Raw genomic sequence first — 25171 nt, 5'->3', positions numbered from 1 at the left:
ACAGATTTATTTATGAATATGATTTTTCAGAACTCTATGAGGCAAATCACCGTGGCCAACAAGCTCAATCGGGCAAGCATATTTGTTCTCAAGCCATTCAGCCGAAATGTCGGCACCTGAGTGATAATGCAATGTCTCGTTTACACAGGCTATATTCTTCACCATTGAAAGAACAGTTCCTATATCGTGAGATACCAGAATGATGGAACTTTCTTTGCTTATCTCTTCCAGCAGATTATAGAAATGAGATTCAAATCGTTTGTCCACATAAGAGTTCGGTTCGTCAAGAATAAGAACCTTCGGGTGCGAAACCATAGAACGTCCGAGCAACACACGTTGAAGCTGACCGCCGGACAAATCGCCTATCGCACGTTTTGCCAGCTCCTGAAGTCCCATTTGGGCAATAACTTCCTCTGCTCGCTGTTTCTGCTCTGCAGTGAAATCACGGAAGCGGGGCTTCTCTGCCATCAGTCCGGACAATACAACTTCCCTTACCGAAATAGGAAATTTCTTGTCTATCTTATTCATCTGAGGCAAATAACCTATTTTGAGGGATGACACTTCTTTCTCTCCGTCGAAATAGCGCACAGAACCGGATTTAGGCTTAAGCAAACCGAGGATGATTTTCAGTAAAGTTGTCTTTCCTCCTCCGTTTGGTCCGATTATGCCTAAGAAATCATTCTCCCAAATATCGAGCGAAACGTCGTGCAGGACGATTTTATTGTCATATCCGGCAACGATATTATCTATGTTGATAAGCTTATTCATTAGCCAATGCTTTAGCAATTTCTTTCATTTCCTTTGTCCAGTCGTAATCCAAAGGATTTATAGACACAAGTTTGCAGCCAGTTTCTTTGGCAATCAAGGAAGCATTCTTTTGGTCGAATTCTTTCTGAATGAAAACAATTTTTACATTGTTCTTGCGAGCTGTGTCTACCAACTCTTTCAATTGTGCAGGCGAAGGCTCTTTTCCGTCTATTTCAATGCACAATTGAGTCATTCCATAATCAGCAGCCAGATATGTAAGAGTTGGATGATATATGATAAAGGCTTTGCCCTTCATCGGAACCAGTAGAGAATCTATTTCAGCCTCAGTATTTTCAAGTTCGTTGGCAAATACTTCATAATTGTTTCTGTAATACTCTTCATTTTCCTTGTCGAGTTCAATCACAGCATCCAGAACATTACGCGCAATAACTTCCATATTCTTTACCGAAGTCCAAATATGCGGGTCATTAGAGCCATGATGATGCTCGCATTCACCGTCATGATGATGATGTGCATCCATCTTTACAAGATTTATTCCCTTTGACAAATCATAAACAGGCATTGACGGATTCTGCTCGGAAATAGATTTCATCCAAGCCTGTTCAAAACCGATTTCTCCAATTCTGAAATAAGCCTTGCTGCGACTGATATTTATCATTTCCTGTGGAGTCGGGTCATACGATTCCGGACTTTGGCCGAAAGGAACAACGCAATTTACCTTGAATTTATCTCCGGCTATTTTCTCCACAACATATCTCTGAGGGTCAATTGTTACGGAAATAACATTGCTGTTTCCCTGTTGCGCATCTTTTCCTTTGCACGAAGAAAACAGAATGCAAAAGCCTGCAATTATTAAAAGTATTAAGTTTCTCATATTTATTCCTTAATCAGATGTATTATCTCATTTATGCGGAAGGCAAAGATAGTGAAAGGCGAGTGGAGAGCAAAATAAAAAACTTGTTTTTGATTTTGTTATCCCGAGCCGTATCCTATCTTATGAAACGATAACAAAAGGCAACCAAAATAAAAAGCAGTATATCATGATGTTTTATATGCATCAAGATATACTGCTTTGATTATATATCTGTTAGATATAAGAATAATTACAACTTATGAATAACCTTCATCATCTGCTCGCCCAAGCCAATTGTATAACCTTGAGAAACGAAAACAACGCGGTTGAAAGTATCTGCGATAATAAAGATTGGAAGATTGTTTGCATTAGCCAGTTTCATAGCTGAAGCAATTTCATTCTGAATCTTATTGTCAACATCGATACCATAAGTGATTGTGCTAGGCAATTCTCCGAATTCTTTCGGGTCGAAACTGTTCCATCCTTTTTCGTTAGGGAAAAGAAGAACCAGTCCGCGTCCCCATTCTTCAAGCTCTGCTTTTACGGCTGCGATGTCACGCATAGCGTGGTTTGTCGGTTCCTGACGTGCGCCAAGAATTGCTACCACGAAATAGCCGCGTCCTGTTGTTGCAAGGATACTTGTTTCGCTGTCGCCGTTAACCGGTTTGAACTTGTTTTCAGAGTTGAAATTACCGATAACCTGCACTTCGTCAAGATTTTCGCGCATTTCAAGTTTTATCTGAGTTGTCTTTCCTGCTTCAACAGAGAAGAATGAAATTTCAGACAATACACTTCCGTTTGCCATACGAGTTCCTGTAACAAGAACATAATTACCTTCATCAAGTGTCAACGGATTCTTCAACAATGCGCTCCAAGTGTTTCCGGCTCCCATATCAGCGCCGTTTGCACTTTCGAAATCTAAAGTCTGAAGTTTACCGTTGTCAAGAAGTTTGGCAATAGTAAAGTGGCTGTAATATTTAGGGTCTTGCAAAGCCTTGATAGGAGCGTATGAAGCTACAACTTTACCTTGCTTAGCATTACTCTGAACGGCAGCTTCGAAATCTACATCAACCCATCCGTTCTGATAATACTGCACTTTCTTCGCAACCGGTTCGATACGTGCCGGAATACCAAAGCTACGGGCTGCAGCAACAAAGAAAATATCGCGTGAATGCTTGTCAGCTACGCGTGATTTCCAAACGCCCATAGGCATAATAGCTATATGCTGAGGATTCAAATCTTCCTTGATTGTAATATTCTGTTTTACCCAATTAACCAGCTCCTCTGCTGGGTTTTCCTGAACAGCTTTTCTAGTTTCTTCATCAATATTGTTCAATGCAAAGCCTTTATATGGAGTAAGGAATTCGTTGCTTACACGAGGATTCAATACATATTCAACGAACAATTCAGAATCAACAACCGGAGTATTGTTCAGATGGTCTGCAAAAACAGAAGCCGGAGTGTCACGCAAATCTTTTGCAGAAACAACGCCAAGAAGTTCCATGGCAAGATTGCGCTTTTCAGCAGGTGTTTCACGAAGGAATTTTTCCAGTTCCATCCAGTTTCCGCGGCTGGCAATCATGTATTCTTTAGTTTTGGCTTCGTCTGTGTTAAGTTCTTTAGCCAAAGCCGCAGCTTTCTCTTCTGTGTAGAATGTAGCTACATATTTGTTGCGGATTGAATCTTCCTGATGCAATCTTATTGCGTTCTTTTCTTTCTGTTCGTCTGTAACTTCAACAGGGATTGTTCCGTCAACTGGAGGAACTATATCAAGCTCAACTGCTTCCATATTTCCACCTGTTTTGTCAAGTGCTATAGTTATTTGTTCATCTTTGCCGAACGAAATTTTTCCGTAGCCGAATTTTCCGTCCTTACTAACCCAAACAAGCATATCACCTTTACCGGCAGTCATAGTACATACGCCTTCTGCATCAGTTGTTTTTCTTGCAACAGAATAGAATTCAGCATAGTTATAAATCTTGAATTCCACCAATGCACCTTCAACAGCAGCACCTTCGGCATCTGTAACTTTAACGCTAGCCTTTGCAGATGGAGCGTAATTGTCGATAACATTGATTTCAGTATAACCTTTTGTGCGTTCCATCACATCTTCCGGACCGTAATATTTACCGAACACTTTTGTATGCATAAGCATGCTTCGGTATGCAGGACCGTTGAACCATCCCATATTCAAGACAGGCTCCGGCTCGCAAGCTCCAAGGAAATACCATTTTCCGCCAACCCATGCTTCAACCCAAGCGTGATTGTCGTCGGTGTGAGCCCAACGCGGAGTGTAAACTTGGCGAGCAGGAATACCAACCGAACGCAAAGCTGCAACTGTGAAAGTTGATTCCTCGCCACAACGTCCATAAGCTGTTTTTACGGAAGCAAGCGGAGAGCTTGTTCGTGCGTCAGAAGGTGTGTAGATTACTTTCTCGTGACACCAGTGGTTCACTTCAAGAACCGCATCATATAGTGACAAACCTTTCACTCTGTCTTTCAGTTCGTCGAAGAAAACCATACGGCTTTCGTCAAGATTTTCGTTGTTGATACGGACAGGCAATACGAAATGACGGAAAATATCTTCAGGAATGTCTTTTCCCCAAGGCATTTCTTCTCTTGCCTGGAAAGAAGAACGGATATTCTTCAAATAAAATTCTCCGCTGTAGTCAGTAATATCTCCGATTGGCATATAAGCATAAAGGAATGTCAATGCTTCTTTTTCCTCAGGAGTCATTTCAGAGTTAAACACTGCAAACAAATCACCGTTAGGCAATTCTTTTTGTTTGGCTTGAAAATCATTTTCCACTTCAGCCCGATAAGTCTCGTCTGTAATAAAATGTGCTGGTTTGCTGCAACTTGTCAGAATAAACAAAGAGAGCAAAAAGGTAATTAGATGTTTTTTGTTCATAATATTTAATTAGTGCACACAAAATTAGCTATTTATTGTGTGATATGCAAATAAATGTTTGGTGATTAATAGCTTATCTTTTAAAGTCCTCATAAATGAGTTGACAGAAAAACAAGTTGGTAGAAGTTGTTGCTTCTTTGTTAACTTATCTCTGAAGCCTTGATAACTTTTAAATAAAACAGCCGGATAAACCTGATAATATTAATTATATTCTTAAAACTAAGACTTAGTTTTTAAGAATTAAGATTCAGTTTATAAAAACTAAAGCTGAGTTTCTATAAACTAAGTCTTAGTTTTGAACTTAAATAGGGACTTCACAGGAAATTAAATATATCTTCTTGAACATTATAAGAGTTTTAAGTGTTATCATAACATAATAGAATGATTAAATCTGAGTAAAAGATATGATTCATAGTGCTGAAGGAATATTGCTGATAGCATCGGCGATTTTTATGGTTAGTATTTTAATAACAAAGGCAGGATACAGGTTTGGTCTTCCGGCATTGTTGCTGTTCCTTGGTGTTGGAATGCTTTTCGGAAGTGACGGTCTTGGCATACAGTATAACAATCCCGGCTTGACGCAATTCATAGGAATGCTAGCCCTTACGATGATTCTTTTCTCTGGTGGTATGGATACCAAGATAAAGGATATCAAGCCAATTGCTCCGCAGGGAATAGTCCTTGCCACTGTTGGTGTGCTTCTTACTACGTTTATTACCGGAACATTCATATATCAGTTATGTCAGTTGATGGATAAATACGTCACTTTGTCGTATCCCGAATCCTTGCTCCTTGCTGCGATAATGTCATCAACAGATTCGGCTTCTGTATTCTCGATATTGGGAAGTAAAGGAGTTTTGCTGAAACAACGCCTGCGCCCAACGCTGGAACTCGAAAGTGGAAGTAACGACCCGATGGCATATATGCTCACTCTGATTCTTGTTTCCTACATAAAAGTTGGAGGTATGGATGTGGCAAGTTCGGCAATATCTCTTGTGATGCAGCTTGTTATAGGTGCTTTGGGTGGTTATATTTTAGGAAAAGCAGCTGTTTGGCTGATTAATAAGATAAATCTCGACAACGAATCTTTATATCCGTTGTTGATAATGACTATTGCATTCCTGACTTTTGCAGCTGTTACCTTATCAAAGGGAAATGGTTATCTGGCAGTTTACATTGCCGGTCTGGTGGTTGGAAACTCCAAAGTTATGCATAAGAAGAGAATAGGAACATTCTTCGATGGTTTTGTATGGCTTTGGCAGATTGTAATGTTCCTTACCCTGGGATTGCTGGTTAATCCTCACGAACTTTTGCCGGTTGCCGGAATAAGCATTCTGATTGGATTATTTATGATAATATTTGCCCGTCCAATCAGTGTGTTCCTCAGTCTTCTTCCTTTTCGTATTTTTACATTTAAAGGAAGATTATATATATCGTGGGTCGGTTTGCGCGGCGCCGTGCCAATAATATTTGCCACTTATCCGCTGATAGAAGGTTTGGAACATGCACATTTGTTCTTTAATATTGTGTTTTTCATAACAATATTGTCTCTGTTGATTCAGGGAACAACTGTGACTTTGGCAGCCAAATGGCTTGACCAGATTGACAGTCCGAAACAGGAAGAAGTGTTCAATTTCGACTTGCCTGAGAATATCAAGTCGGCAATGAGTGAACTTGTGCTTACTCCGGAAATACTTAAGCACGGAAACCGTCTGATGGACTTGAATCTTCCGGATCATACTCTTGCAGCTATGGTTAAAAGAGACGGCAACTTCTTTATCCCACGCGGACAGACAATTTTGAGGGAAAACGATATATTGCTCATAATATCGGATAATGATGAGGCGCTCGTTCAGGCTTATCATTCTCTTGATGTGAAGGATTATACGTTAAAGAAGAACTGATAATTCCTAAAAACTACAAAAGCTTTGCGGTACATATTGCATAACATTACTTTCTGCTTAACTTTGTGGAAATAGTCTTAGGTTTAGTAAGAGGCTTATGTTGAAAGTTGACAAGGCTTCAGAGACTAGTTGACAAGGGAATTATATTAATGCTCTTAAATAAAGGATTTAAGTAGTTAAGTAGTCAAGAATATAATACTTGTTTCCTGTTGCCTCGTCAACTTGTTAACTTGTCAACTCGTCAACTGAAAACCGCGAAACCTAAATAATATTTTTTGACTAACTTGTTAATATAATAGGTAATGGCAATCAGAAAAGATAGAGTTTTATGGGCAGATGACGAAATAGATTTGCTCAAACCACATATATTCTTCCTTCAGGACAAAGGATATGAAGTTGTTCCGGTTATCAGCGGACAAGATGCAATAGACTGCTGCCGTGAAGAGAGTTTCGATATTATTTTCCTTGACGAAAATATGCCCGGACTTTCAGGACTGGAAACATTGTCGCATATCAAGGAAATAGCTCCTAATGTTCCGGTTGTTATGGTTACAAAAAGCGAGGAGGAAAGCATCATGAACCAGGCTATCGGAAACAAGATTGCTGATTATCTGATTAAACCGGTCAATCCAAACCAGCTTTTGCTTTCGATAAAGAAGAATGTTCATAAGAATGTCATAATATCCGAAACTACCACCGTGAGCTATCAGCAGGAATTCGGCAAAATTGGTATGCAGATTAATGATTCGCTTACGGCAGACGACTGGATTGAGGTTTATAAGAAACTTATATATTGGGAGTTGGAGCTCGAAAGCAGTCAGGTTGCAATGACCGATATGCTGCGTATGCAGAAGTCTGAGGCTAATCAGGCTTTCGGAAAATTCATCAAGCGTAATTATGTGAACTGGATACAGAATCCGAATGATTCCGGCAGACCTTTGATGAGTCCGGACTTGTTCAAGAAAAAGGTGTTCACAATGCTGGATGAAGGAGAGAAGATATTCTTTATTCTTATCGATAATTTCAGACTCGACCAGTGGCGAGTTGTCAAAGATTTGCTTTCGGAATATTTCATTTTCGACGAGAGTCTGTATTACAGTATATTGCCAACAGCCACGCAATATGCCCGAAATTCCATTTTCTCCGGCTTGATGCCTTCGCAGATTGAGAAAATGTTCCCGGAACTTTGGGTTGACGAGGAAAGCGAAGAAGGCAAGAATCTTAATGAAGAGCCATTGATTCGCACGCAGATTGAAAGATTCAGGAAGAAATATACATATTCATATAATAAAGTACATGATTCGCAGTATGGCGAAAAGCTTTTGAATATGATTCCGTCGCTGCTTCGTAATCAGCTGAATGTTGTAGTTCTTAATTTCGTTGATATGCTTTCGCATGCACGAACTGAGAGCAAGATGATTCGTGAGCTTGCGCAGAGCGAGGCAGCTTACAGAAGTCTTACACGCTCGTGGTTCCAGCATTCAACAACTTTGGAACTGTTCCGCCGTATTGCAGGCAAAGGATACAAAGTGATAGTTACGACTGACCATGGAACAATCCGCGTTGATTCACCGGTGAAAGTTGTCGGTGACAGAAACACCAATACCAATCTCCGTTATAAAGTAGGAAAGAATTTGAGTTTCAATCCTAAAGAAGTGTTCGAAATAAAAGAACCTGAGAAAGTTGGTTTGCCTTCGCCTAATCTGAGCAGCAAATATATCTTTGCAACAAACGAAGACTTTTTCGCTTATCCGAATAACTACAATTATTATGTTTCTTATTATAAGAACACTTTCCAGCATGGCGGAATATCAATGGAGGAAATGCTTGTTCCTTTTATAACAATGACTCCGAAATAAGGAAAGTTGACGAGTTGACAAGGGAACAAGTTGACAAGGTTTATATTCTTCTTGTCAACTCGTCAACTTGTATCTTGTCAACTATATTTATAAACATTTCCCGGCAACGCCCTAACCTTCCCATTCATCTCCAGCTCAAACAGTATTGAACTTAGTTTATGCACCGGCATGGACAAACTGATGGAAAGAGCATTGATATGCATCTCTCCTTCATTGCACAAAACCTTTAGCACAGCTTCCTGTTCTTCAGTAAGTCCAAAATCAAAGCAGGTTTGCAATGATGTTTCTTTCTGTTTGAATGTAGTTTCCCAGCCAAGAGATTCAATCAAGTCTTCAGCCGACGTAATCAGTCCGGCTTTATTTTTCCTGATAAGATTGTTACAGCCTTTGGAATTATAGTCTGTTGTTCTGCCCGGAAATGTGTAAACATCACGGCTGTAGGAAACAGCCAAATCTGCCGTGACAAGCGAACCGCCTTTATCTGCCGACTCAACAACTATTGTAGCTTCGGAAATTCCGGCAACAATTCTATTCCTTTTGAGGAAATTTGCTCTGTCAGGATTCGTATCACTTGGGAAATCTGTGAGTAAGCCGCCTTTGTCCAGCATTTCGATTGCAGTTTGCCGGTGAACAGCCGGATAAATTCTGTCCAGTCCGTGAGCCAGAACACCAACAGTTGGCAATCCGCATTTCAAGGCATTGCGATGGGCGCAAACATCAACACCATAGGCAAGACCGCTTATGATTAATGTGTCCGGGAACTTTTCAGATATTCCTTGGATAAGATTTTCGGTGAGAATCCGTCCGTAGTCTGATATTTTCCTTGTCCCGACTATGCTGATAATATGTTTCGCATTGAGGTCGGCATTTCCTTTATAATATAGAACCAGCGGAGCGTCGTTGCATTCCTTCAGACGTTTAGGATAGTCCTTGTCTTCAATAAATATACATTTGATGTTGTTCTTTTCGATGAATTTCAGTTCTTGTTCCGCTTTTAGCAAAGCGCCTGAATCTTTAATGGCTGAAGCAGTTGTTTCGCCAATACCGGGAATTCTCTCAAGAAGTCGTGGATTTTCGGAAAATACAGCTTCTGCACTTCCAAGAGATTCGAGTAACTGACGTGCGGTTATGCTTCCGACGCCGTTTATCATCGTTAAGGCTAATTGGTGGATATTCATTTTGTTTTGTTTTAAGGTTGATTATAGATGTGAGTTGACGAGTTGACAAGGGAACAAGTTAAAAGTCTTGTCAACTCGTTACCTTGTCAACTCGTCACCTAAACTATTTCTTGTTGAATTTAGCCAACAGTTCGTCAAAATATTCTCCTCTTGTTAGTTTTCCGTTCTGAACAAGCACTGATTCAACAATACCTTTTGCCGCAATAACGCCATCGCTTTCACGATAGATGTCCTGTTCGAAAACCAGTTTCACACCTTTTTTATATGCGTTGAGGCATGAAATATAACGGTCGCCGCTGCGTAGTGAATGTTTGAACTGGATGCTTACGCTTGAAACGAATCCGTCCAGTCCACGTTCGTGCATTGAACCGAAGTTTTCGCCAACAGATTCCAGAAACTCGTGGCGTGTATGCTCCATATAGTGCTGATAATTCGAGTTGTTGACAACACCCTGAAGGTCGCATTCGTAGTCGCGCACTTTGTCTGACAGCTTGAAAAGATATTCTTTCATCAGATTAATTCTTTTTTAGGTTCAACAATTTCCATTTTGTATAAGCGGTCCGAAGGTCTTATTTTCTCATTGACTTTGAATGAGAATCTTTCACCTTTTACAGTTTCTTCAACCGGTTTCAAATCTACTCTTATTTCTTCGATTTTCTGCATAACTGCACCAGTTGTCGGGCCGGTAATCAGGATTTCATCGCCAACTTTGAGTGAGCCGCATTCCATTTCAAATTCAGCAACACCGATTTTGTCGAAATACTTTATGCCTTTGGCAAGATAAACTTTCTTTCTGGTTGCTCCTGAGCCGTATTTGCTGCTCCATTCTCCAAGTCTCTGACCCAGATAATATCCGTCCCAGAAACCACGGTTGAACACTTTGCGAAGGCGTTCGTCCCAATCTTTTACGCGCTCTTCGGTGAAATCACCGTTGCAATATGCTTTTACAGCTTCTTTGTAGCATTCTGTAACTATGCGGACATATTCAGGACCGCGTGCACGTCCTTCAAGCTTGAACACTCTTACACCGGCATCCATCATTTTGTTCATAAAATGGATTGTCTTCAAATCTTTTGGCGACATGATGTATTGGTTTTCAACATCAAGCTCGATTTGGCTGTCCTTGTCTTTTACGGTGTAAGCTCTGCGGCAAATCTGCATGCAAGCACCACGGTTTGCAGAAGCATTCATCTCGTGCAGGCTCAAATAGCATTTGCCTGAAACAGCCATGCACAAAGCTCCATGAGCGAACATTTCGATACGGATAAGCTCGCCTTTCGGACCTTTTATCTGCTGTTCAATGATTTGCTGATATATTTCATGAACCTGTTTCAGATTAAGCTCACGTGCAAGAACTACAACGTCGGCAAATCGTGCATAGAATTTTAATGCTTCGACGTTGGAAATATTTAGCTGAGTGGAAAGGTGAACTTCCTGGCTGATTTCGTTCGCATAGCTCATAGCTGCAACATCGGCAGCGATGATAGCCGAAACTCCGGCTTCTTTTGCTGCGTCGATAATCTCACGCATCAAAGCCAAATCTTCTCCATATATAACAGTGTTAACTGTAAGATAGCTTTTTATTCCATGTTCCTGGCAGATTGCCACAATCTTGCGCAAATCATCTGTAGTGAAATTGTTTGATGACCTTGAGCGCATATTCAGTCCTTCAATACCGAAGTAGATAGAATCCGCTCCTCCTTGTATTGCTGCCATAAGAGACTCGTATGAGCCTACAGGCGACATTATTTCAAAGTCTTTCTCTTTCAATGCTGTAAGTTTTTGTTTCAATGTTGCAAAGCTATGAAAAAAATAGATATTTCTTTGTCTCTTTGTCTTATTGAGCTTTATTTTTAGCAGAAATTTGGACAACAATGAAAACAGAAATCAATCCTAAAGAATTAAACGACAATTTCTTCAAGGCAATAGGTGAAGAATGGATGCTGGTGGCAGCAGGAAACAAGGATAAATTCAACATGATGACTGCCAGTTGGGGCGGAACAGGAATAATGTGGGGAAAGCCTGTAGTATTTGTTTTTATCCGTCCTGAAAGATACACTCGTGAATTTATGGACCAGGAAGGAACTTTCTCCATTTCATTCATGGGCGATAATAAGGAAGTGCATAAGATTTGCGGCTCTAAGTCGGGACGTGACACTGATAAAGTTGCCGAAACTGGTCTTACTCCTTGCTTTGGAGAAAGTGGTATTCCTTGTTTTGAGGAATCACGTCTGACTCTTGAATGTAAAATCTTATATAGAGAAACTCTTAGCAAAGAAGCATTCCTTGATAAGGGCTTGCATGATATGTGGTATAACGATAAGAAAGGAAATCTTCATATCATGTATGTCGCTGAGATACTTAAGGCAGAAAAGGCTCAGTGATAAGAGTAAATATTATGAGAGAAAGGTGCTGATGATTTCAGATGAACATCGGCATCTTTTGTAGAAATTTTAGTTTTTGATATCCAAAGGCAGATTCGTAAGTTAATTTGCATTTTTTATTAGGTAACTTGAATCAATATCTTTATATTTGTGCATAAATATTAATAAATTGTTAACCATGAAACGACTACTCTCTATTCTTCTGATAGCTTTTGTTTCCCTATCAGCTTATGCGGCAGATTCAGTCCGTAAGTATATTCGTATTGGTACACAGGAAACAGACTTGATTCTTTCAACGTCTCCAAGCGGACGTTTGTATCAGATTTATCTTGGTGAAAAGCTGGCACATGAAAGTGATTTTGAGAATCTTCCATTGTATTCTCGTGGAGGCTCAGATGGAAGCGCAGGTACAAGAGGCTGGGAAGCATATATGACTTCCGGAATGGAAGACTATTTTGAACCGGCTTTGGCTGTTACTCATGCAGATGGAAATATGAGTACGTTGCTGAAATATGTTTCAAGTGAAACAAAGAGTATTGACGGCAACGCCACTCAAACAACTGTAGTTCTTAAGGATGATGCTTATCCTTTGCAGGTGAAGCTTCATTATATTGCTTATGCGAAAGAGAACATAATCAAATCTTGGACAGAAATTTCCCATAATGAGAAAAAACCTGTAATGCTTACCAGATATGCTTCTTCTGTGATATATTTCGAACGTCCAAGTTATTATCTGACAGAATTTAGCGGAGACTGGGCTCAGGAAATGCAGATGAGCCATCAGCAATTGCAGTATGGAAAGAAAATAGTTGACACAAAACTGGGGTCAAGAGCTGCTATGCATGCTTATCCTTTCTTTGAACTGGGCTTTGGTGAGCCTGCACGTGAGGATGAAGGTGAAGTAGTTTTGGGTACAATCGGTTGGACAGGAAACTACCGTTTCACATTTGAAGTTGACAATCAGAAGAATCTTCGTGTCATTTCAGGTATTAACCCATATGCATCATGGTATGAGCTTAAACCTGGAGAAGTGTTTGTTACTCCTGAATTTATATTCACCAGAAGTAGTGAAGGAAAAGGCAAGGCAAGCCGTAACTTCCATGAATGGGCTCGCAATTATCAGTTGAAAGACGGTAAAGGTGACCGTTTGACTTTGCTAAACAACTGGGAAAATACATCATTCAACTTTGATGAAAAGATTTTGGGTGATTTGATGAAAGAAGCAAAACATCTTGGTGTGGATATGTTCCTTTTGGATGATGGTTGGTTTGGAAACAAACATCCGCGTAACGACGACCATGCCGGACTTGGTGATTGGGATGCTATGAAGGCAAAACTTCCTAATGGAGTGCCGGGACTTGTAAAAGCTGCAAAAGAAGCAGGTGTGAAATTCGGTATCTGGATTGAGCCGGAAATGGTTAATCCGCGCAGTGAATTGTTTGAGAAACATCCTGAATGGGCAATACATTTGCCAAACAGAGAAACATATTATTACCGTAATCAGCTTGTTTTGGATTTAAGCAATCCGGAAGTTCAGGATTATGTATTTGGCGTTGTAGATAAACTCATGACTGAAAATCCTGAAATAGCTTATTTCAAGTGGGATTGCAATAGTCCTATTACTAATATCTATTCTTATTATTTGAAGGAACAGCAGAATCATCTGTATATAAACCATGTTCGTGGTGTTTATAATGTTTTCAAAAGAGTGAAGGAGAAATATCCAAATGTTCCTATGATGCTTTGCTCCGGCGGTGGTGCAAGATGTGACTATGAGGCATTGAAATATTTTACTGAATTCTGGTGTAGTGATAATACTGATCCTGTTGAAAGATTGTATATACAGTGGGGATTCTCACAGTTCTTCCCGACAAAGGCTATGTGTGCACACGTTACTAGCTGGAATAAAAAAGCAAGTATTAAATTCCGTGTTGATGTAGCTATGATGTGTAAGCTTGGTTTCGATATAGGATTGAAGGAATTGAGTAATGACGAGCTTACATATTGCCAGAACGCAGTGGCAAATTATAACCGCCTGAAGAAAGTAATCCTTGATGGAGATTTCTATCGTTTGGTTTCTCCTTATGATGCAAACCATATGGCAGTTATGCATGTAGATAAATCTAAAGATAAGGCTGTAGTTTATGCATATGATATTCATCCAAGATTTGCAGAAAAAACATTTAACGTGAAATTCCAGGGTTTGGATCCTGACAAGAAATATAAGATTGAAGAAATAAATCTTATGCCAGGAACAAAATCACGTTTTGCACAAAACGGTAAAGTTTTCTCAGGTGATTATCTTATGAAAGTCGGTTTGTATGCATTTACTCCGGCTTCTATGAACAGCCGTATTTTTGAACTTACAGCACAGTAAAGAATAGTTGACAAGGTTTCAGATACAAGTTGACAAGGAGGGGTAATTTAAATTCTAGTCAACTTGTTTCTGAAAAACTTGTGAAAGTTATACCGATACTGACTAATTCTGAATATAAAAGACTGACCGAAAGTTGGCACTTAGCTTTTGGTTCAGTCTTTTTTTGTGTGATAACGGTTTTTTGTAACACAATTGTAATATTTATGAAATGTTTATATAATGTGAGTTAGTTTCCTTTGCATCCCGGAAACATATACTCCAATAACTTATGGAAACATTTTATCTGATTTTAGTATTATTCTTATTTGTTCTGGCTGTTTTCGACTTGGTAGTCGGAGTCAGCAACGATGCGGTGAATTTCCTGAACTCAGCTATTGGTTCAAAGGCTGCATCATTTAAAGTGATTATGGTGATTGCAGCAATCGGTGTTTTTGCCGGAGCATCATTATCAAATGGTATGATGGATATTGCTCGTCACGGTATTTATCAACCACAGTATTTCTACTTCTCCGAGATTATGTGTATTCTCGTGGCTGTGATGCTTACTGATGTGGTTTTGTTGGATATTTTCAACTCTCTAGGTATGCCGACATCAACAACTGTTTCAATGGTATTTGAGTTGCTTGGTGGTACAGTTGCTTATGCATTGATTAAAACTGTTAGTGACCCTGATTTGTCTTGGGTTGATTTGATGAACACGGACAAAGCTTTGACAGTGATTTTGGGTATATTCCTTTCCGTTGCTATAGCATTTTTCTTTGGTGTGCTTGTGCAATATATTTCACGTGTTATTTTCTCATTCAATTATAGAAGAACAGCTAAATATTTTATAGGTATTTTTGGTGGTTTGGCCGCTACATCTATAGTATATTTCATGCTTATCAAAGGTTTGAAAGGAAGTAACCTTGAAGGAACAGAATTTGTTAAGTTTGTTAGAGCAAACACAGATATGATTGTTTTGGGCTGTATGGTTGGTTTCACAATCCTGATGCAGATTCTACATATGTTAAAGGTAAATGTATTTAAGGTTATTATTCTTATGGGTACATTTGCTTTGGCAATGGCATTTGCCGGAAATGACTTGGTGAACTTTATTGGTGTTCCTTTGGCTGGATATTCTTCTTATATGGATTTGATGGCACAAGGTGGAACAACAACTCCTGATACATTCCTTATGACATCTTTACTTGAACCTGCTAAAACTCCTTGGTATTTCTTGATTGGTTCAGGTGTAATTATGGTTGTTGCATTGATGACTTCAAAGAAAGCTCACAATGTTGTTAAAACATCTTTGGATTTGTCTCGTCAGTCTGATGGTGACGAAAACTTTGGTACATCTCCTGTTGCTCGTGTTTTGGTGAGAACTTTCACAAATGCAGCAATGGTTATTTCAAGTATAGTTCCTACTCCGGTAAAAGCATGGATAGATAAGAGATTTGACAGTAGCCAGATTATTATTGAGGATAAAGCTAGTTTTGACTTGGTTCGTGCTTCAGTGAACGTGGTTCTTTCAGGTCTTTTGATTGCAGTTGGTACTTCATTGAAATTGCCTTTGTCAACAACTTATGTGACATTTATTGTTGCAATGGGTACATCTTTGGCTGACCGTGCTTGGGGTCGTGAAAGTGCCGTATTCCGTATCACTGGTGTGTTATCAGTAATTGGTGGTTGGTTTATTACTGCTGGTGCTGCATTTACTATCTGTTTTATTGTAGCAATATTGATTCATGTTGGAGGTGTTCCAGCTATTGTTGGTATGATTGCTCTGGCAATTTATTCTTTGATTAGAAGCCAGTTGGAGTATAAGAAAAAATTAAGAAAAGAAGCATTGAAAGAAGAAGTTAACTCAACAGTTTCTCAGCTTCGTGAAGCTAAGAATCCTTATGAGGCATTAAACTTGTTCCGTAAACATAGCCGTGAAGAAATTGATTCTGTTTTACGCTTTTCATCAGATATTTTGCTACGCTCTTCAAATGCATTTATGAGTGAAAATCTTAAAGAGCTTCGTAAAGCATTGTCTGCTATCGAAGAAGAAAAAATTCACTTGAAGCAGGTTAAGCGTGTTGGTACTTTAGGTGTAACTCAGTTGGATCACGATATTGCTATTGAAAAAGGTCTGTATTACTATCAGAGTAATGACTTTGCAAGTGAAATAGTATTTAGTATCCGTCGTTTGGCTGAACCTTGTAAAGAACATATCGACAATAACTTTAACCCACTTGATGATATTCAGAAGACTGATTTCCGTCAGATGGTTCAGGAAATTACTGCTTATCTTGGACGTTGTGCTGATATGGTAGATAAAAATGACTACAGTATTCTTCCAACTCTTGTTGAAGAATCAGGTCGTTTGAATAACAGACTTGTTCAGCTTAAGAAGGAAGAACTTCGAAGAATACAAGGTCAGCATGGAAGTACAAAAGTTAGTATGGTTTATCTCAACATGTTGCAGGAAGCTACTAACGTAGTATCATTCAGTTGTAACCTGATTAAAGTAAGCAACAAATTCCAGGGAAACAGTTGATAAATAGATAGATTTTTATGGATTTAAGGGAATGGGATTTCTAATCCTGTTCCCTTTTTTTGTCTGCTATTTTTCTGTAAATTTAACTGCTCTTGTCTGCTTGTTCCCTTTTCATTACTTTTGTAAATAATTAAAGTTTAGCAAGCTCGACTTTTAGTTAACGAGTTGACAAGAAACAGAATGATAAGATTCTTAGGATAATCTATAACCCAGTGATATATCTTTTTTTCTTGTCAACTTGTCTCTGATGCCTTGTCAACTTCTAAAATTGAGCCTGTGAAACATGAACAAATAAATTATCATTATGAAACAGTTGAACGAAATTATTGCTTTTGCCAACGACATACTTTGGTCTTATATCCTTATAGCTATGCTTATAGGTTGTGCAGTGTGGTTTACATTGAACACTCGTTTCGTTCAATTCCGTATGATAGGAGAGATGATCCGTCTGCTTGGCGATTCAACAAGGAAAGAAGATGGGCATGAACATCATATATCATCTTTCCAGGCTTTTGCTGTTTCGTTAGCGAGCCGAGTAGGAACAGGAAATCTTGCTGGTGTAGCAACGGCGCTTTCCGTTGGTGGACTTGGCGCAGTTTTTTGGATGTGGCTTATAGCTTTATTGGGAGCTTCAAGTGCTTTTGTTGAATCAACATTAGCTCAATTGTATAAAAGACGAGGAAAAGATTCTTACATTGGCGGACCGGCATATTATATGCAATACGGATTAGGACTAAGATGGATGGGAGTTCTGTTTGCCATACTTATATCCGTTACCTTTGGTTTTGCTTTTAATTCTGTGCAAAGTAATACCATATGTGCAGCCTGGGATTATGCTTTTGGTTTTGATCCGACTGTTATGGGAGTAATTCTTACAGTCCTCACATTGTTAATCATATTTGGAGGAATCCAGCGTATTGCAAAGGTCAGCAGTATTCTTGTTCCTGTTATGGCTCTTGGATATATAGTTTTGGCATTGGGAATAGTATTATTTAATATAACGAAACTTCCGTCTGTAATTGAACTTATTATAAGTCATGCATTCGGATGGGAACAAGTTTTGGGTGGTGGTGTTGGAGCTGCTTTGATGCAAGGAATAAAACGTGGATTGTTCAGTAATGAGGCTGGTATGGGTTCTGCGCCTAATGTTGCAGCAACAGCACATGTTACGCATCCGGTAAAGCAAGGTTTGATTCAGGCTTTAGGAGTCTTCTCTGATACTTTGATTATCTGTACCTGTACAGCATTTATAATATTGTTCAGCAATGTTCCTTTGGGTGGAGAAGTGGATGGTATTCAGCTCACTCAGCGAGCGCTTACTAATGAAGTCGGTTCTTGGGGTGAGATTTTTGTTGCCATTACAATTATACTTTTTGCTTTCAGTTCTATAATAGGAAACTATTATTATGGCGAAGCAAATATTCGTTTTATAACTTCACGTCAATGGGTACTGATTGTTTATCGCCTGTTAGTTTGTGCAATGGTTATGTTTGGTGCTTTGGCTAGCTTGAAATTGGCATGGAGTCTTGCAGATATAACCATGGGGTTGATGGCAATATGTAACTTAATAGCCATTTTGATGCTTGGCAAACAGGCGTTTATCCTTTTGCAGGATTATCAGAAGCAGAAGCATTCCGGTATAAAAGATCCTGTATTTGAAAAGGAATCTATTCCGGAATTGAAGGAGAATGCAGAGTGTTGGTGAAGAAATTTAAAAGTTGACAAGGCTTCAGATACAAGTTGACAAGGTCTGAACACTTATAATTTCATGAATTATTATCCAAAATTCTTGTCAACTTGTCTTCTTGTCAACTTGTTATCTGGAAGTTGAGCTTGCGAAACTTGAATAGTATTATAAATATACCAATCTGAACAGTTTGTCCGGAGCAAACACTTGGTTTGCAACATTAAATATATCTTCTGTGCCGATAGCCTCAATTTGTCGCACCACTTCTTCCTGAGAATCATATCTGTTATAGTGCAGGAAGCTTTTTCCCAGTCCTAGAAACAGACTTTCTTTATTGTCATTACTTACACCAATTTGACCAATCAGCTGCTTTTTTGCAGCAGCGATACTTTTTTCGGCCAATGGCTTTTTGCATAGAGACTCCAATTCGCGACACACCAGACGAGTTGCCTTTTCCCTGTTTTTCGGATCTGTGCCAAAATATATGCTGGCAATACCTGTATCTGTATAAGAAGTTATATTTGACTCTACATTATACACCAATCCGTGACGTTCGCGTAAAGCAATATTCAGACGGCTGTTCATCCCAGGACCACCAAGCATATTGTTCAGCAGAAATAATGATATTCTTTGTTCGTCGTGGAGACTGAAAGCACGTTGTCCCATTATGACATGAGCCTGATGTGTATCTTTCTCTATCACATATTGCGAAGCTTCTACAATTTGTGGAGCCTGACGATTAGTCTCAGCTTTATAATCAGGAATTACACCCAGTAAATTATCTGCCCATTTTACTATTTTGTCAAATTTTATATCTCCCATCGAGAATAATACTATATTTCCCGGTGTATAGAATCGGCGCATAAAAGAGCAGCCTGAATTTGAGTTGAATGTCAGAAGAGATTTCTCGTCTCCTAAAATATTATGTCCCAGTGCATGACCATAAAATACTTTGTTCTCAAATTCGTCAAATATCAGTTCCGACGGACTGTCTTCGTATGAATTTATTTCATCAAGTATGACATCCACTTCCTTTTCTATCTCATGCTCTGGAAAAATGGAGTTGAAAATTAAATCGGCCTGAAGTTCCAAAGCTCTTTGAAAATGCTCTTTCAGAAATATGGAATATACGAAAGTCTCTTCTTTTGTTGTATAGGCATTCAGCTCACCACCAACATTTTCCATCCTGTTAAGAATGTGCCATGCTTTTCTTTTCTTTGTTCCTTTGAAAAGCATATGTTCAACGAAATGCGCCATTCCATATTCCTCCGGAAGCTCATCTCTTGTACCTGCGTTTACTGCAAATCCACAATAAGCCACATTTGAGTTTGAGGGAAGATGTACCAATCTGAGTCCGTTTGGCAGTGTATGTGAAAAATAATGATTCATAGTTTTCATATTTACAGCATGCAAAGGTATAACATTTATCACTACTTTTGCATTATTAAAAATCTGAAGTTTTGCCAGATACAATTTTACAAGACTAAATTCTAGAAATAGTAACATGTTAATTCCTATGATAGACTATTCTAAAGTAATTTTAATTCTGATTACTGTAATATCATTGATAAAACCGATAGACTTGAAATCTCAATCTGTTTCAGATACATTATTTATCAATCATGAAGAATCTCAAACTACAATAGAAAAATTACGCTCTACTAATGCTTACGCTATCACAAAAAGTGCCATTCCTTTGTTTGCTGCAAGTGCTCTTGCCACAACAATTGATTATCGAGTGAAGGAAACACGTGATTTTCATTTGTCGTCTTTCAAGAATAAATATGATGATTATATTCAATATGTTCCTATGGTTACAATGTTCGGTATGAAAATAGCCGGAGTTGAAGGACGTAGTTCCTGGGGGGAGATGATTACGGCGGATGTTATATCAGCTGCGACTATGGCGGGAATAGTAAATGGACTGAAATATACTGTTAAAAGAATGCGTCCGGATAATAGCAAGAAAAATTCATTTCCTTCTGGACATACAGCAACAGCATTTATGTCTGCTACAATGCTTTATAAAGAATATGGAGAGTTAAGTCCTTGGGTCGGTATAGGTTCATATGGTTGTGCATCTTTAGTTGCTGTAGGTAGAATGCTTAATAACAGACATTGGATGTCTGATGTACTTTTTGGTGCAGGAGTAGGTATATTTTCAACAGAGTTGGGCTATTTTTTATCTGATTTGATATTTAAGAAAAACAAATCCCAGCATGGATTTTATAATTCCGATTATGATTATACAGCTGTATCCTCATATCTCGAATATTCTGTAGGTTACAGTTGCCTCTTTCCTCACTCTTTTTATATAGATGGACAGAGAGTAAATCCATATCAGGGAATGAATACATCATTGGCTGGTGCTTATTTTTTCAAGTCAGGTTGGGGCATAGGAGGAAGTACAACAATTATGACAGCCAAAATCAGCAAAGATAAAGGTACATTGGGAAGTGCATTGTTTTTTGTTGGTCCTGAATATACATCTTGCATATGTCCCCGTATATTTTGGAACGCAAAGTTGCATTTCGGCTCTGGCAATTTATTGTTAAACGATGATTTGAAGAAAAGGGGCTTTGCTGCTCAGGCTGGACTTTCATTACTAGGACAAGTATCTCCAACTATGGGATTGCGTTTATATACAAACTATACATATACAACATTGTCCGGAGATTTTATGCCTGGTGATTTAAGTCTTCTTAATGTCGGACTAACAGCCAGTATGCTTTTCTGATTTGTAATTTTGCTTCATTACTTAATTGTTATACATTTGTGGAAACTTAATCATAACAAAATAAAATGAAGCAAGACGATATAATTTCTATCCTTGTAAGAGAGTCAGAAGCAGTAAGAAATATACCTGTTTCTGAAGCTTATGATAATGCTGTAAAACTGATAGTTGAACAGGTTCATAAGAAAGGAGGAAAACTCATTACTAGTGGAATGGGAAAAGCCGGACAAATTGCGATGAACATTGCTACTACTTTCAGCTCAACTGGAACTCCTGCTTTTTTCCTTCATCCGAGCGAAGCTCAGCATGGCGATTTGGGTATAATACGTGAAAACGACATAATGTTGCTTATTTCTAATTCCGGAAAAACCAGAGAATTGATAGAACTTACATCTCTTACTCGCGGTTTGGCTCCTAACATGCAATTTATTGTTATAACAAGCAACCCGGAAAGTGCTTTGGCAAAAGAGGCTACTATATGTTTGCCAACAGGCGCTCCTGCTGAAGTTTGTCCTTTGGGGCTGACACCGACAACATCAACAACAGTTATGACTGTTATTGGTGATATTCTTGTTGTTGGGACAATGAAGGAAATAGGATTTACCAATAAGGAATATGCAAAGCGTCATCATGGTGGTTATCTTGGTGATAAGAGTCGTGAACAGAGCAAGACTGAGTAAAAACTAATCAGGAGAGTTTATAGGTTTGAGTTTTATTAGTCAGGACTGCCTGAACTAATAAACTAAAAAACTAACAAACTCAAAAACTAAAATCATATGAGAAAAGTAATAGGAATAGGAGAGACCATATTGGATATAATATTCCGAGGCGAGCAACCGCATGCAGCTGTTCCCGGTGGCTCTGTCTTTAATGGACTGACATCATTAGGACGATTGGGACAGAAAGTTCTTTTTATAAGTGAAACTGGAAATGACAGAGTTGGTGAGATAATCCGTAATTTCATGAGAAATAATAATATCTCAACTGATTATGTTGATTGTTTCCCAGACGGAAAGAGTCCGATATCATTAGCCTTTCTTGATGATAATCAGAATGCTAATTATATATTTTATAAGAATTATCCCAAGCAGCGTCTCGAAGTTCCTCTTCCTCCTATTGAAGAAGATGATATATTTATTTTCGGCTCATATTATTCTTTGAATCCGGTGCTACGACCAAGAGTATTGGAATTCCTTCAGTATGCAAAGGAACGTGGGGCAATTATATATTATGACCCTAATTTCCGCAATGCACATGCACATGAAGCTATCCATCTTATGCCAACAGTGCTTGAGAATTTTGAGTTTTCAGATATAGTACGTGGTTCAGATGAGGATTTCTATAACTTGTTCAAGAAAACGGATATGGGTGAAGTTTATCAGGATAATATTAAGTTCTACTGTGATAATTTCATTTCTACTCATGGTGACAAAGGTGTGCATTTACGCACATCTCTTTTGGATGAACATTTTGATTCTAAGAAAATACAGCCTTTGAGCACAATTGGTGCCGGTGATAACTTCAATGCCGGTATTATATTCGGCTTGCTGAAATATGATATCAGGCGTAAGGATTTACCAAATCTTGATAAAGAAATCTGGAGTAAAATAATAGCTTGTGGAATAGACTTCTCCGCAGAAGTTTGTCAAAGTTATGATAATTATATTTCTGAGGAATTTGCAAAGAAATATATTATTAGGTGACAAGTTGACAAGTTGGCAAGAGTTCTGACCTTGTCAACTTGTCTCTGAAGCCTTGTCAACTTTAAAGAAATATCATTCAGGAATGTAATCTTCTTTAATAAAAGCATCGTAAACACGTTTTGGATGATCACTGTTTGAAAAACCAATATCTCCGAAAGTCTGTTGTCTGAACTTCTTAAGCTTCAGATTATCCAAAGCATATTCTCTCAGTGGTTTATGCATATCTCCCAGTAATGAACTGCTGACAGGCTGATCCAGCAGATTTTCTTTTGGCGTTAGTATTGGCAAAAGTTTCTGTTCCAAAAATCCGCGATATGCTCCTATATATTCACACCAGCATGAACCATCTTTCTCAAATAGTCTGTAAGTGTATTTCGATAATGCTGTCTGTAGGCATATACCTTGAGGCGTAACTTCAGCTCTTGCTTCTTGCGGGTAAGCAAAATCTCTAATCTTTATGATTCTTTTTTCATCATCAATATCCTCTACTTCTGTAATCCAAAAATCAGAATGTAGCAATTGTTCCAGGATATCATGCAGGTTCTCTTTAATCTCAAATAAAATTTTCATGGTGTTTTCATTTTAGTGATACTTTATTATATAACATATGCAAAACGTATTAAGTTTATACTATACAGTGACTTTTACTTATGTTTAATATAAATTAATTGTAGTTTCACTAATTCCCAGACTCTGAAAATTTTACATTTTGAGGTTTTTCTTTAGTTGCAACCTGCTGTATTTTGTACGGGCTGACTTCAATTTCCCCTGTTATTAACTCAGGAATATTGAATGAATAAAGTTGATAATCATAGAAATCAGGATTCTTTTGAGGCAGAAGGAATGGCTTTCCCGGTTTCCCGTCTTCACCAATAAATCCGATATAAGGCAAAGTGTAAAGTCCGTTATCTCTTCGTGTACTGAAAACAATCCACGAACTGTTGCTGCTCCATGAATGATAACTCTCGGTGTCGCTGCTGTTCAGTCCTGAAATATCAATCTGACTGTTATTGTTTAGATCCAACATTCTCAATTCCGCGTCTTTATGCCAGATAGGGAATTGTCCGTATTCAGTTTCTGTATACATCAGGAATTTACCATCCGGAGAAATACGTGGAAATGTATAACTCAGGCTGTCCGCCTTCACCAATGTATCAATCGGCATATTGAGTTTGCCTTTTTCTGCGTCAAAAGCTACACGGCACAGATTATATCTCACCTTATTATAGTTTTTAGGCATTTCTGTAGAATCTGCACTACAGAAATAAAGCCATTTTCCATCTGGCGAGAATGAAGGGAATGTTTCGAAATGCTCTTTGGTGATGATAGATGCTTCAGACAAGATTGCTTTCTTTTCCACATCATAAATCACAATATCCGATTCCAGGTCAAATACTTCCATTTTCTTTTCCTTGACGGAATGAAAGAACTGCTTGATATCATTTACAGAAGTTGTGATATATTTCCCCGAAGGATGCCAATATGGATATGTCATATTGCTTATAGTCTTGTCTGTCTTTGTGTTCAGCTTGGTTATCTCATTGCCGTCGATTATGTAAGTTCCTCCATTGGCAGCCCTCATATGAAACATCATTTGAGCAGGATTTCCGTTACAGAATGAATGGCAGTTAATACAATTATAACCGGTCATATCATTTCTGATAATTGCTTTTTCTTCAAATGATTCAAGATTACGCTGATAAAGCCCCACGATATGCCATTTCTCATATCCCGGCTCAATTAGTCTGTATGCAAGATGTGAGTCAATTGGTTTATCACTGACATGAATATCAAAAGCCTTCCAGCGAGTCCATTTCCCATTGCATTTTGTGGCAACTTCCACTTTCAGGGATTTCCCTTTGTTGTCAGCCAATAGAGAGTGCCATTCTTTACTGTCAAATTCAATATGCTGTTCACCGAAATATTCTTTTTCTCCAATTTTAGCATAACATTTATCGGCAGGAGAATTGATTCTGAAATTCATTGGCGCAATATTGAAAGGGACAGTCACATCCTTATAATCCGGGAAAATATCCGGAGCGGCATCTTCAACCACAGCATCTGCAGGAATATTCTCAGATAAGAACATATTCTTGCCATAAATATATATCAGTATGATAGCCTGTATAATAAGGTATGAAGCTATTACATATCTTAATATTTTATTTTTTGCTTCATTTTTCATGTTTCTTACTTTTTACTTTGTCTTTGAATAATAATTTAATTTAAGTTTCGCAAGCTCAACTTAAAAGTTAACAAGGCTTCAGATACAAGCTGACAAGGTCAAAA

The 25171-nt window shown here is 38.5% G+C and carries 18 protein-coding genes; 9 read left to right on the top strand and 9 right to left on the bottom strand.

Annotation, left to right across the window (positions count from 1 at the left end):
• Window positions 1-6 precede the first annotated feature (6 nt).
• The 3 genes from ACYIAR_RS09160 to ACYIAR_RS09150 all read right to left on the bottom strand — a co-directional run bounded on the left by ACYIAR_RS09160 (window position 7) and on the right by ACYIAR_RS09150 (window position 4532).
• Window positions 7-768, bottom strand: coding sequence for a metal ABC transporter ATP-binding protein (locus ACYIAR_RS09160; protein ID WP_480329046.1), 762 nt, complete (start codon window positions 766-768; stop codon window positions 7-9).
• Window positions 761-1642 (bottom strand): metal ABC transporter solute-binding protein, Zn/Mn family, encoded by an 882-nt coding sequence (locus tag ACYIAR_RS09155; protein WP_480329044.1) that lies wholly within the window; start codon window positions 1640-1642, stop codon window positions 761-763. Before ACYIAR_RS09155 ends, ACYIAR_RS09160 begins: the two co-directional genes overlap by 8 nt.
• Window positions 1643-1871: 229 nt before the next feature.
• A complete protein-coding gene (locus ACYIAR_RS09150) occupies window positions 1872-4532 on the bottom strand; it encodes a transglutaminase-like domain-containing protein (protein WP_480329042.1) in 2661 nt (886 codons plus the stop codon).
• Window positions 4533-4936: 404 nt separating this feature from the next.
• Here ACYIAR_RS09150 and ACYIAR_RS09145 point away from each other — a divergent pair, with 404 nt between their 5' ends.
• Both ACYIAR_RS09145 and porX read left to right on the top strand, forming a co-directional pair.
• Window positions 4937-6436 (top strand): potassium/proton antiporter, encoded by a 1500-nt coding sequence (locus tag ACYIAR_RS09145; protein ID WP_480329040.1) that lies wholly within the window; start codon window positions 4937-4939, stop codon window positions 6434-6436.
• A gap of 302 nt (window positions 6437-6738) precedes the next feature.
• Entirely contained in the window at window positions 6739-8295 is a 1557-nt protein-coding gene (gene porX / locus ACYIAR_RS09140) for a T9SS response regulator signal transducer PorX (RefSeq protein WP_480329038.1), read from the top strand.
• A gap of 77 nt (window positions 8296-8372) precedes the next feature.
• Here the strand turns inward: porX and dprA are convergent, their stop codons facing one another.
• The 3 genes from dprA to ACYIAR_RS09125 form a co-directional block, all read right to left on the bottom strand.
• On the bottom strand, window positions 8373-9473 hold the full coding sequence (gene dprA, locus ACYIAR_RS09135) for a DNA-processing protein DprA (protein WP_480329036.1): 1101 nt from the start codon (window positions 9471-9473) through the stop codon (window positions 8373-8375).
• Window positions 9474-9576: 103 nt separating this feature from the next.
• Window positions 9577-9984: an acyl-CoA thioesterase gene (locus ACYIAR_RS09130; RefSeq protein WP_480329034.1), complete on the bottom strand. Its 408-nt coding sequence runs from the start codon at window positions 9982-9984 to the stop codon at window positions 9577-9579.
• Entirely contained in the window at window positions 9984-11243 is a 1260-nt protein-coding gene (locus ACYIAR_RS09125) for a peptidase U32 family protein (protein WP_480333609.1), read from the bottom strand. Before ACYIAR_RS09125 ends, ACYIAR_RS09130 begins: the two co-directional genes overlap by 1 nt.
• A 104-nt stretch (window positions 11244-11347) precedes the next feature.
• Here ACYIAR_RS09125 and ACYIAR_RS09120 point away from each other — a divergent pair, with 104 nt between their 5' ends.
• From ACYIAR_RS09120 to ACYIAR_RS09105, 4 genes are all read left to right on the top strand, one after another.
• Window positions 11348-11857 carry a flavin reductase family protein gene (locus ACYIAR_RS09120; RefSeq protein ID WP_480329032.1) on the top strand — a complete coding sequence of 170 codons (510 nt, stop codon included), beginning with the start codon at window positions 11348-11350 and terminating at the stop codon, window positions 11855-11857.
• Window positions 11858-12035: 178 nt separating this feature from the next.
• Complete coding sequence (locus tag ACYIAR_RS09115; protein ID WP_480329030.1) at window positions 12036-14234, top strand: alpha-galactosidase; 2199 nt, start codon at window positions 12036-12038, stop codon at window positions 14232-14234.
• A gap of 268 nt (window positions 14235-14502) precedes the next feature.
• On the top strand, window positions 14503-16758 hold the full coding sequence (locus ACYIAR_RS09110) for an inorganic phosphate transporter (protein ID WP_480329028.1): 2256 nt from the start codon (window positions 14503-14505) through the stop codon (window positions 16756-16758).
• 304 nt (window positions 16759-17062) lie between these two features.
• Window positions 17063-18463, top strand: coding sequence for an alanine/glycine:cation symporter family protein (locus ACYIAR_RS09105; RefSeq protein ID WP_480329026.1), 1401 nt, complete (start codon window positions 17063-17065; stop codon window positions 18461-18463).
• A 147-nt stretch (window positions 18464-18610) separates the two neighbouring features.
• Here the strand turns inward: ACYIAR_RS09105 and ACYIAR_RS09100 are convergent, their stop codons facing one another.
• Window positions 18611-19843 carry a M16 family metallopeptidase gene (locus ACYIAR_RS09100; RefSeq protein WP_480333607.1) on the bottom strand — a complete coding sequence of 411 codons (1233 nt, stop codon included), beginning with the start codon at window positions 19841-19843 and terminating at the stop codon, window positions 18611-18613.
• A 118-nt stretch (window positions 19844-19961) separates the two neighbouring features.
• Here ACYIAR_RS09100 and ACYIAR_RS09095 point away from each other — a divergent pair, with 118 nt between their 5' ends.
• The 3 genes from ACYIAR_RS09095 to ACYIAR_RS09085 all read left to right on the top strand — a co-directional run bounded on the left by ACYIAR_RS09095 (window position 19962) and on the right by ACYIAR_RS09085 (window position 22882).
• Entirely contained in the window at window positions 19962-21182 is a 1221-nt protein-coding gene (locus tag ACYIAR_RS09095; RefSeq protein ID WP_480329024.1) for a phosphatase PAP2 family protein, read from the top strand.
• Window positions 21183-21247: 65 nt separating this feature from the next.
• Window positions 21248-21859, top strand: coding sequence for an SIS domain-containing protein (locus ACYIAR_RS09090; protein WP_480329022.1), 612 nt, complete (start codon window positions 21248-21250; stop codon window positions 21857-21859).
• Window positions 21860-21955: 96 nt separating this feature from the next.
• On the top strand, window positions 21956-22882 hold the full coding sequence (locus tag ACYIAR_RS09085; protein ID WP_480329020.1) for a carbohydrate kinase family protein: 927 nt from the start codon (window positions 21956-21958) through the stop codon (window positions 22880-22882).
• A 72-nt stretch (window positions 22883-22954) separates the two neighbouring features.
• Here the strand turns inward: ACYIAR_RS09085 and ACYIAR_RS09080 are convergent, their stop codons facing one another.
• Entirely contained in the window at window positions 22955-23452 is a 498-nt protein-coding gene (locus ACYIAR_RS09080; protein ID WP_480329018.1) for a hypothetical protein, read from the bottom strand.
• A 109-nt stretch (window positions 23453-23561) separates the two neighbouring features.
• Window positions 23562-25067, bottom strand: coding sequence for a TolB family protein (locus tag ACYIAR_RS09075; RefSeq protein ID WP_480329016.1), 1506 nt, complete (start codon window positions 25065-25067; stop codon window positions 23562-23564).
• Window positions 25068-25171 lie beyond the last annotated feature (104 nt).

The sequence above is a fragment of the Parabacteroides sp. KHUB-01 genome (genome assembly GCF_056640935.1).
This window is presented reverse-complemented; position numbering and strand designations above follow the sequence as displayed.

What these genes read in the sequence shown, in the direction of transcription:
- ACYIAR_RS09160 (WP_480329046.1), bottom strand. Translation starts at nt 768, where the DNA reads ATGAATAAGCTTATCAACATAGATAATATCGTTGCCGGATATGACAAT.
- ACYIAR_RS09155 (WP_480329044.1), bottom strand. Translation starts at nt 1,642, where the DNA reads ATGAGAAACTTAATACTTTTAATAATTGCAGGCTTTTGCATTCTGTTT.
- ACYIAR_RS09150 (WP_480329042.1), bottom strand. Translation starts at nt 4,532, where the DNA reads ATGAACAAAAAACATCTAATTACCTTTTTGCTCTCTTTGTTTATTCTG.
- ACYIAR_RS09145 (WP_480329040.1), top strand. Translation starts at nt 4,937, where the DNA reads ATGATTCATAGTGCTGAAGGAATATTGCTGATAGCATCGGCGATTTTT.
- porX (WP_480329038.1), top strand. Translation starts at nt 6,739, where the DNA reads ATGGCAATCAGAAAAGATAGAGTTTTATGGGCAGATGACGAAATAGAT.
- dprA (WP_480329036.1), bottom strand. Translation starts at nt 9,473, where the DNA reads ATGAATATCCACCAATTAGCCTTAACGATGATAAACGGCGTCGGAAGC.
- ACYIAR_RS09130 (WP_480329034.1), bottom strand. Translation starts at nt 9,984, where the DNA reads ATGAAAGAATATCTTTTCAAGCTGTCAGACAAAGTGCGCGACTACGAA.
- ACYIAR_RS09120 (WP_480329032.1), top strand. Translation starts at nt 11,348, where the DNA reads ATGAAAACAGAAATCAATCCTAAAGAATTAAACGACAATTTCTTCAAG.
- ACYIAR_RS09115 (WP_480329030.1), top strand. Translation starts at nt 12,036, where the DNA reads ATGAAACGACTACTCTCTATTCTTCTGATAGCTTTTGTTTCCCTATCA.
- ACYIAR_RS09110 (WP_480329028.1), top strand. Translation starts at nt 14,503, where the DNA reads ATGGAAACATTTTATCTGATTTTAGTATTATTCTTATTTGTTCTGGCT.
- ACYIAR_RS09105 (WP_480329026.1), top strand. Translation starts at nt 17,063, where the DNA reads ATGAAACAGTTGAACGAAATTATTGCTTTTGCCAACGACATACTTTGG.
- ACYIAR_RS09100 (WP_480333607.1), bottom strand. Translation starts at nt 19,843, where the DNA reads ATGAAAACTATGAATCATTATTTTTCACATACACTGCCAAACGGACTC.
- ACYIAR_RS09095 (WP_480329024.1), top strand. Translation starts at nt 19,962, where the DNA reads ATGATAGACTATTCTAAAGTAATTTTAATTCTGATTACTGTAATATCA.
- ACYIAR_RS09090 (WP_480329022.1), top strand. Translation starts at nt 21,248, where the DNA reads ATGAAGCAAGACGATATAATTTCTATCCTTGTAAGAGAGTCAGAAGCA.
- ACYIAR_RS09085 (WP_480329020.1), top strand. Translation starts at nt 21,956, where the DNA reads ATGAGAAAAGTAATAGGAATAGGAGAGACCATATTGGATATAATATTC.
- ACYIAR_RS09080 (WP_480329018.1), bottom strand. Translation starts at nt 23,452, where the DNA reads ATGAAAATTTTATTTGAGATTAAAGAGAACCTGCATGATATCCTGGAA.
- ACYIAR_RS09075 (WP_480329016.1), bottom strand. Translation starts at nt 25,067, where the DNA reads ATGAAAAATGAAGCAAAAAATAAAATATTAAGATATGTAATAGCTTCA.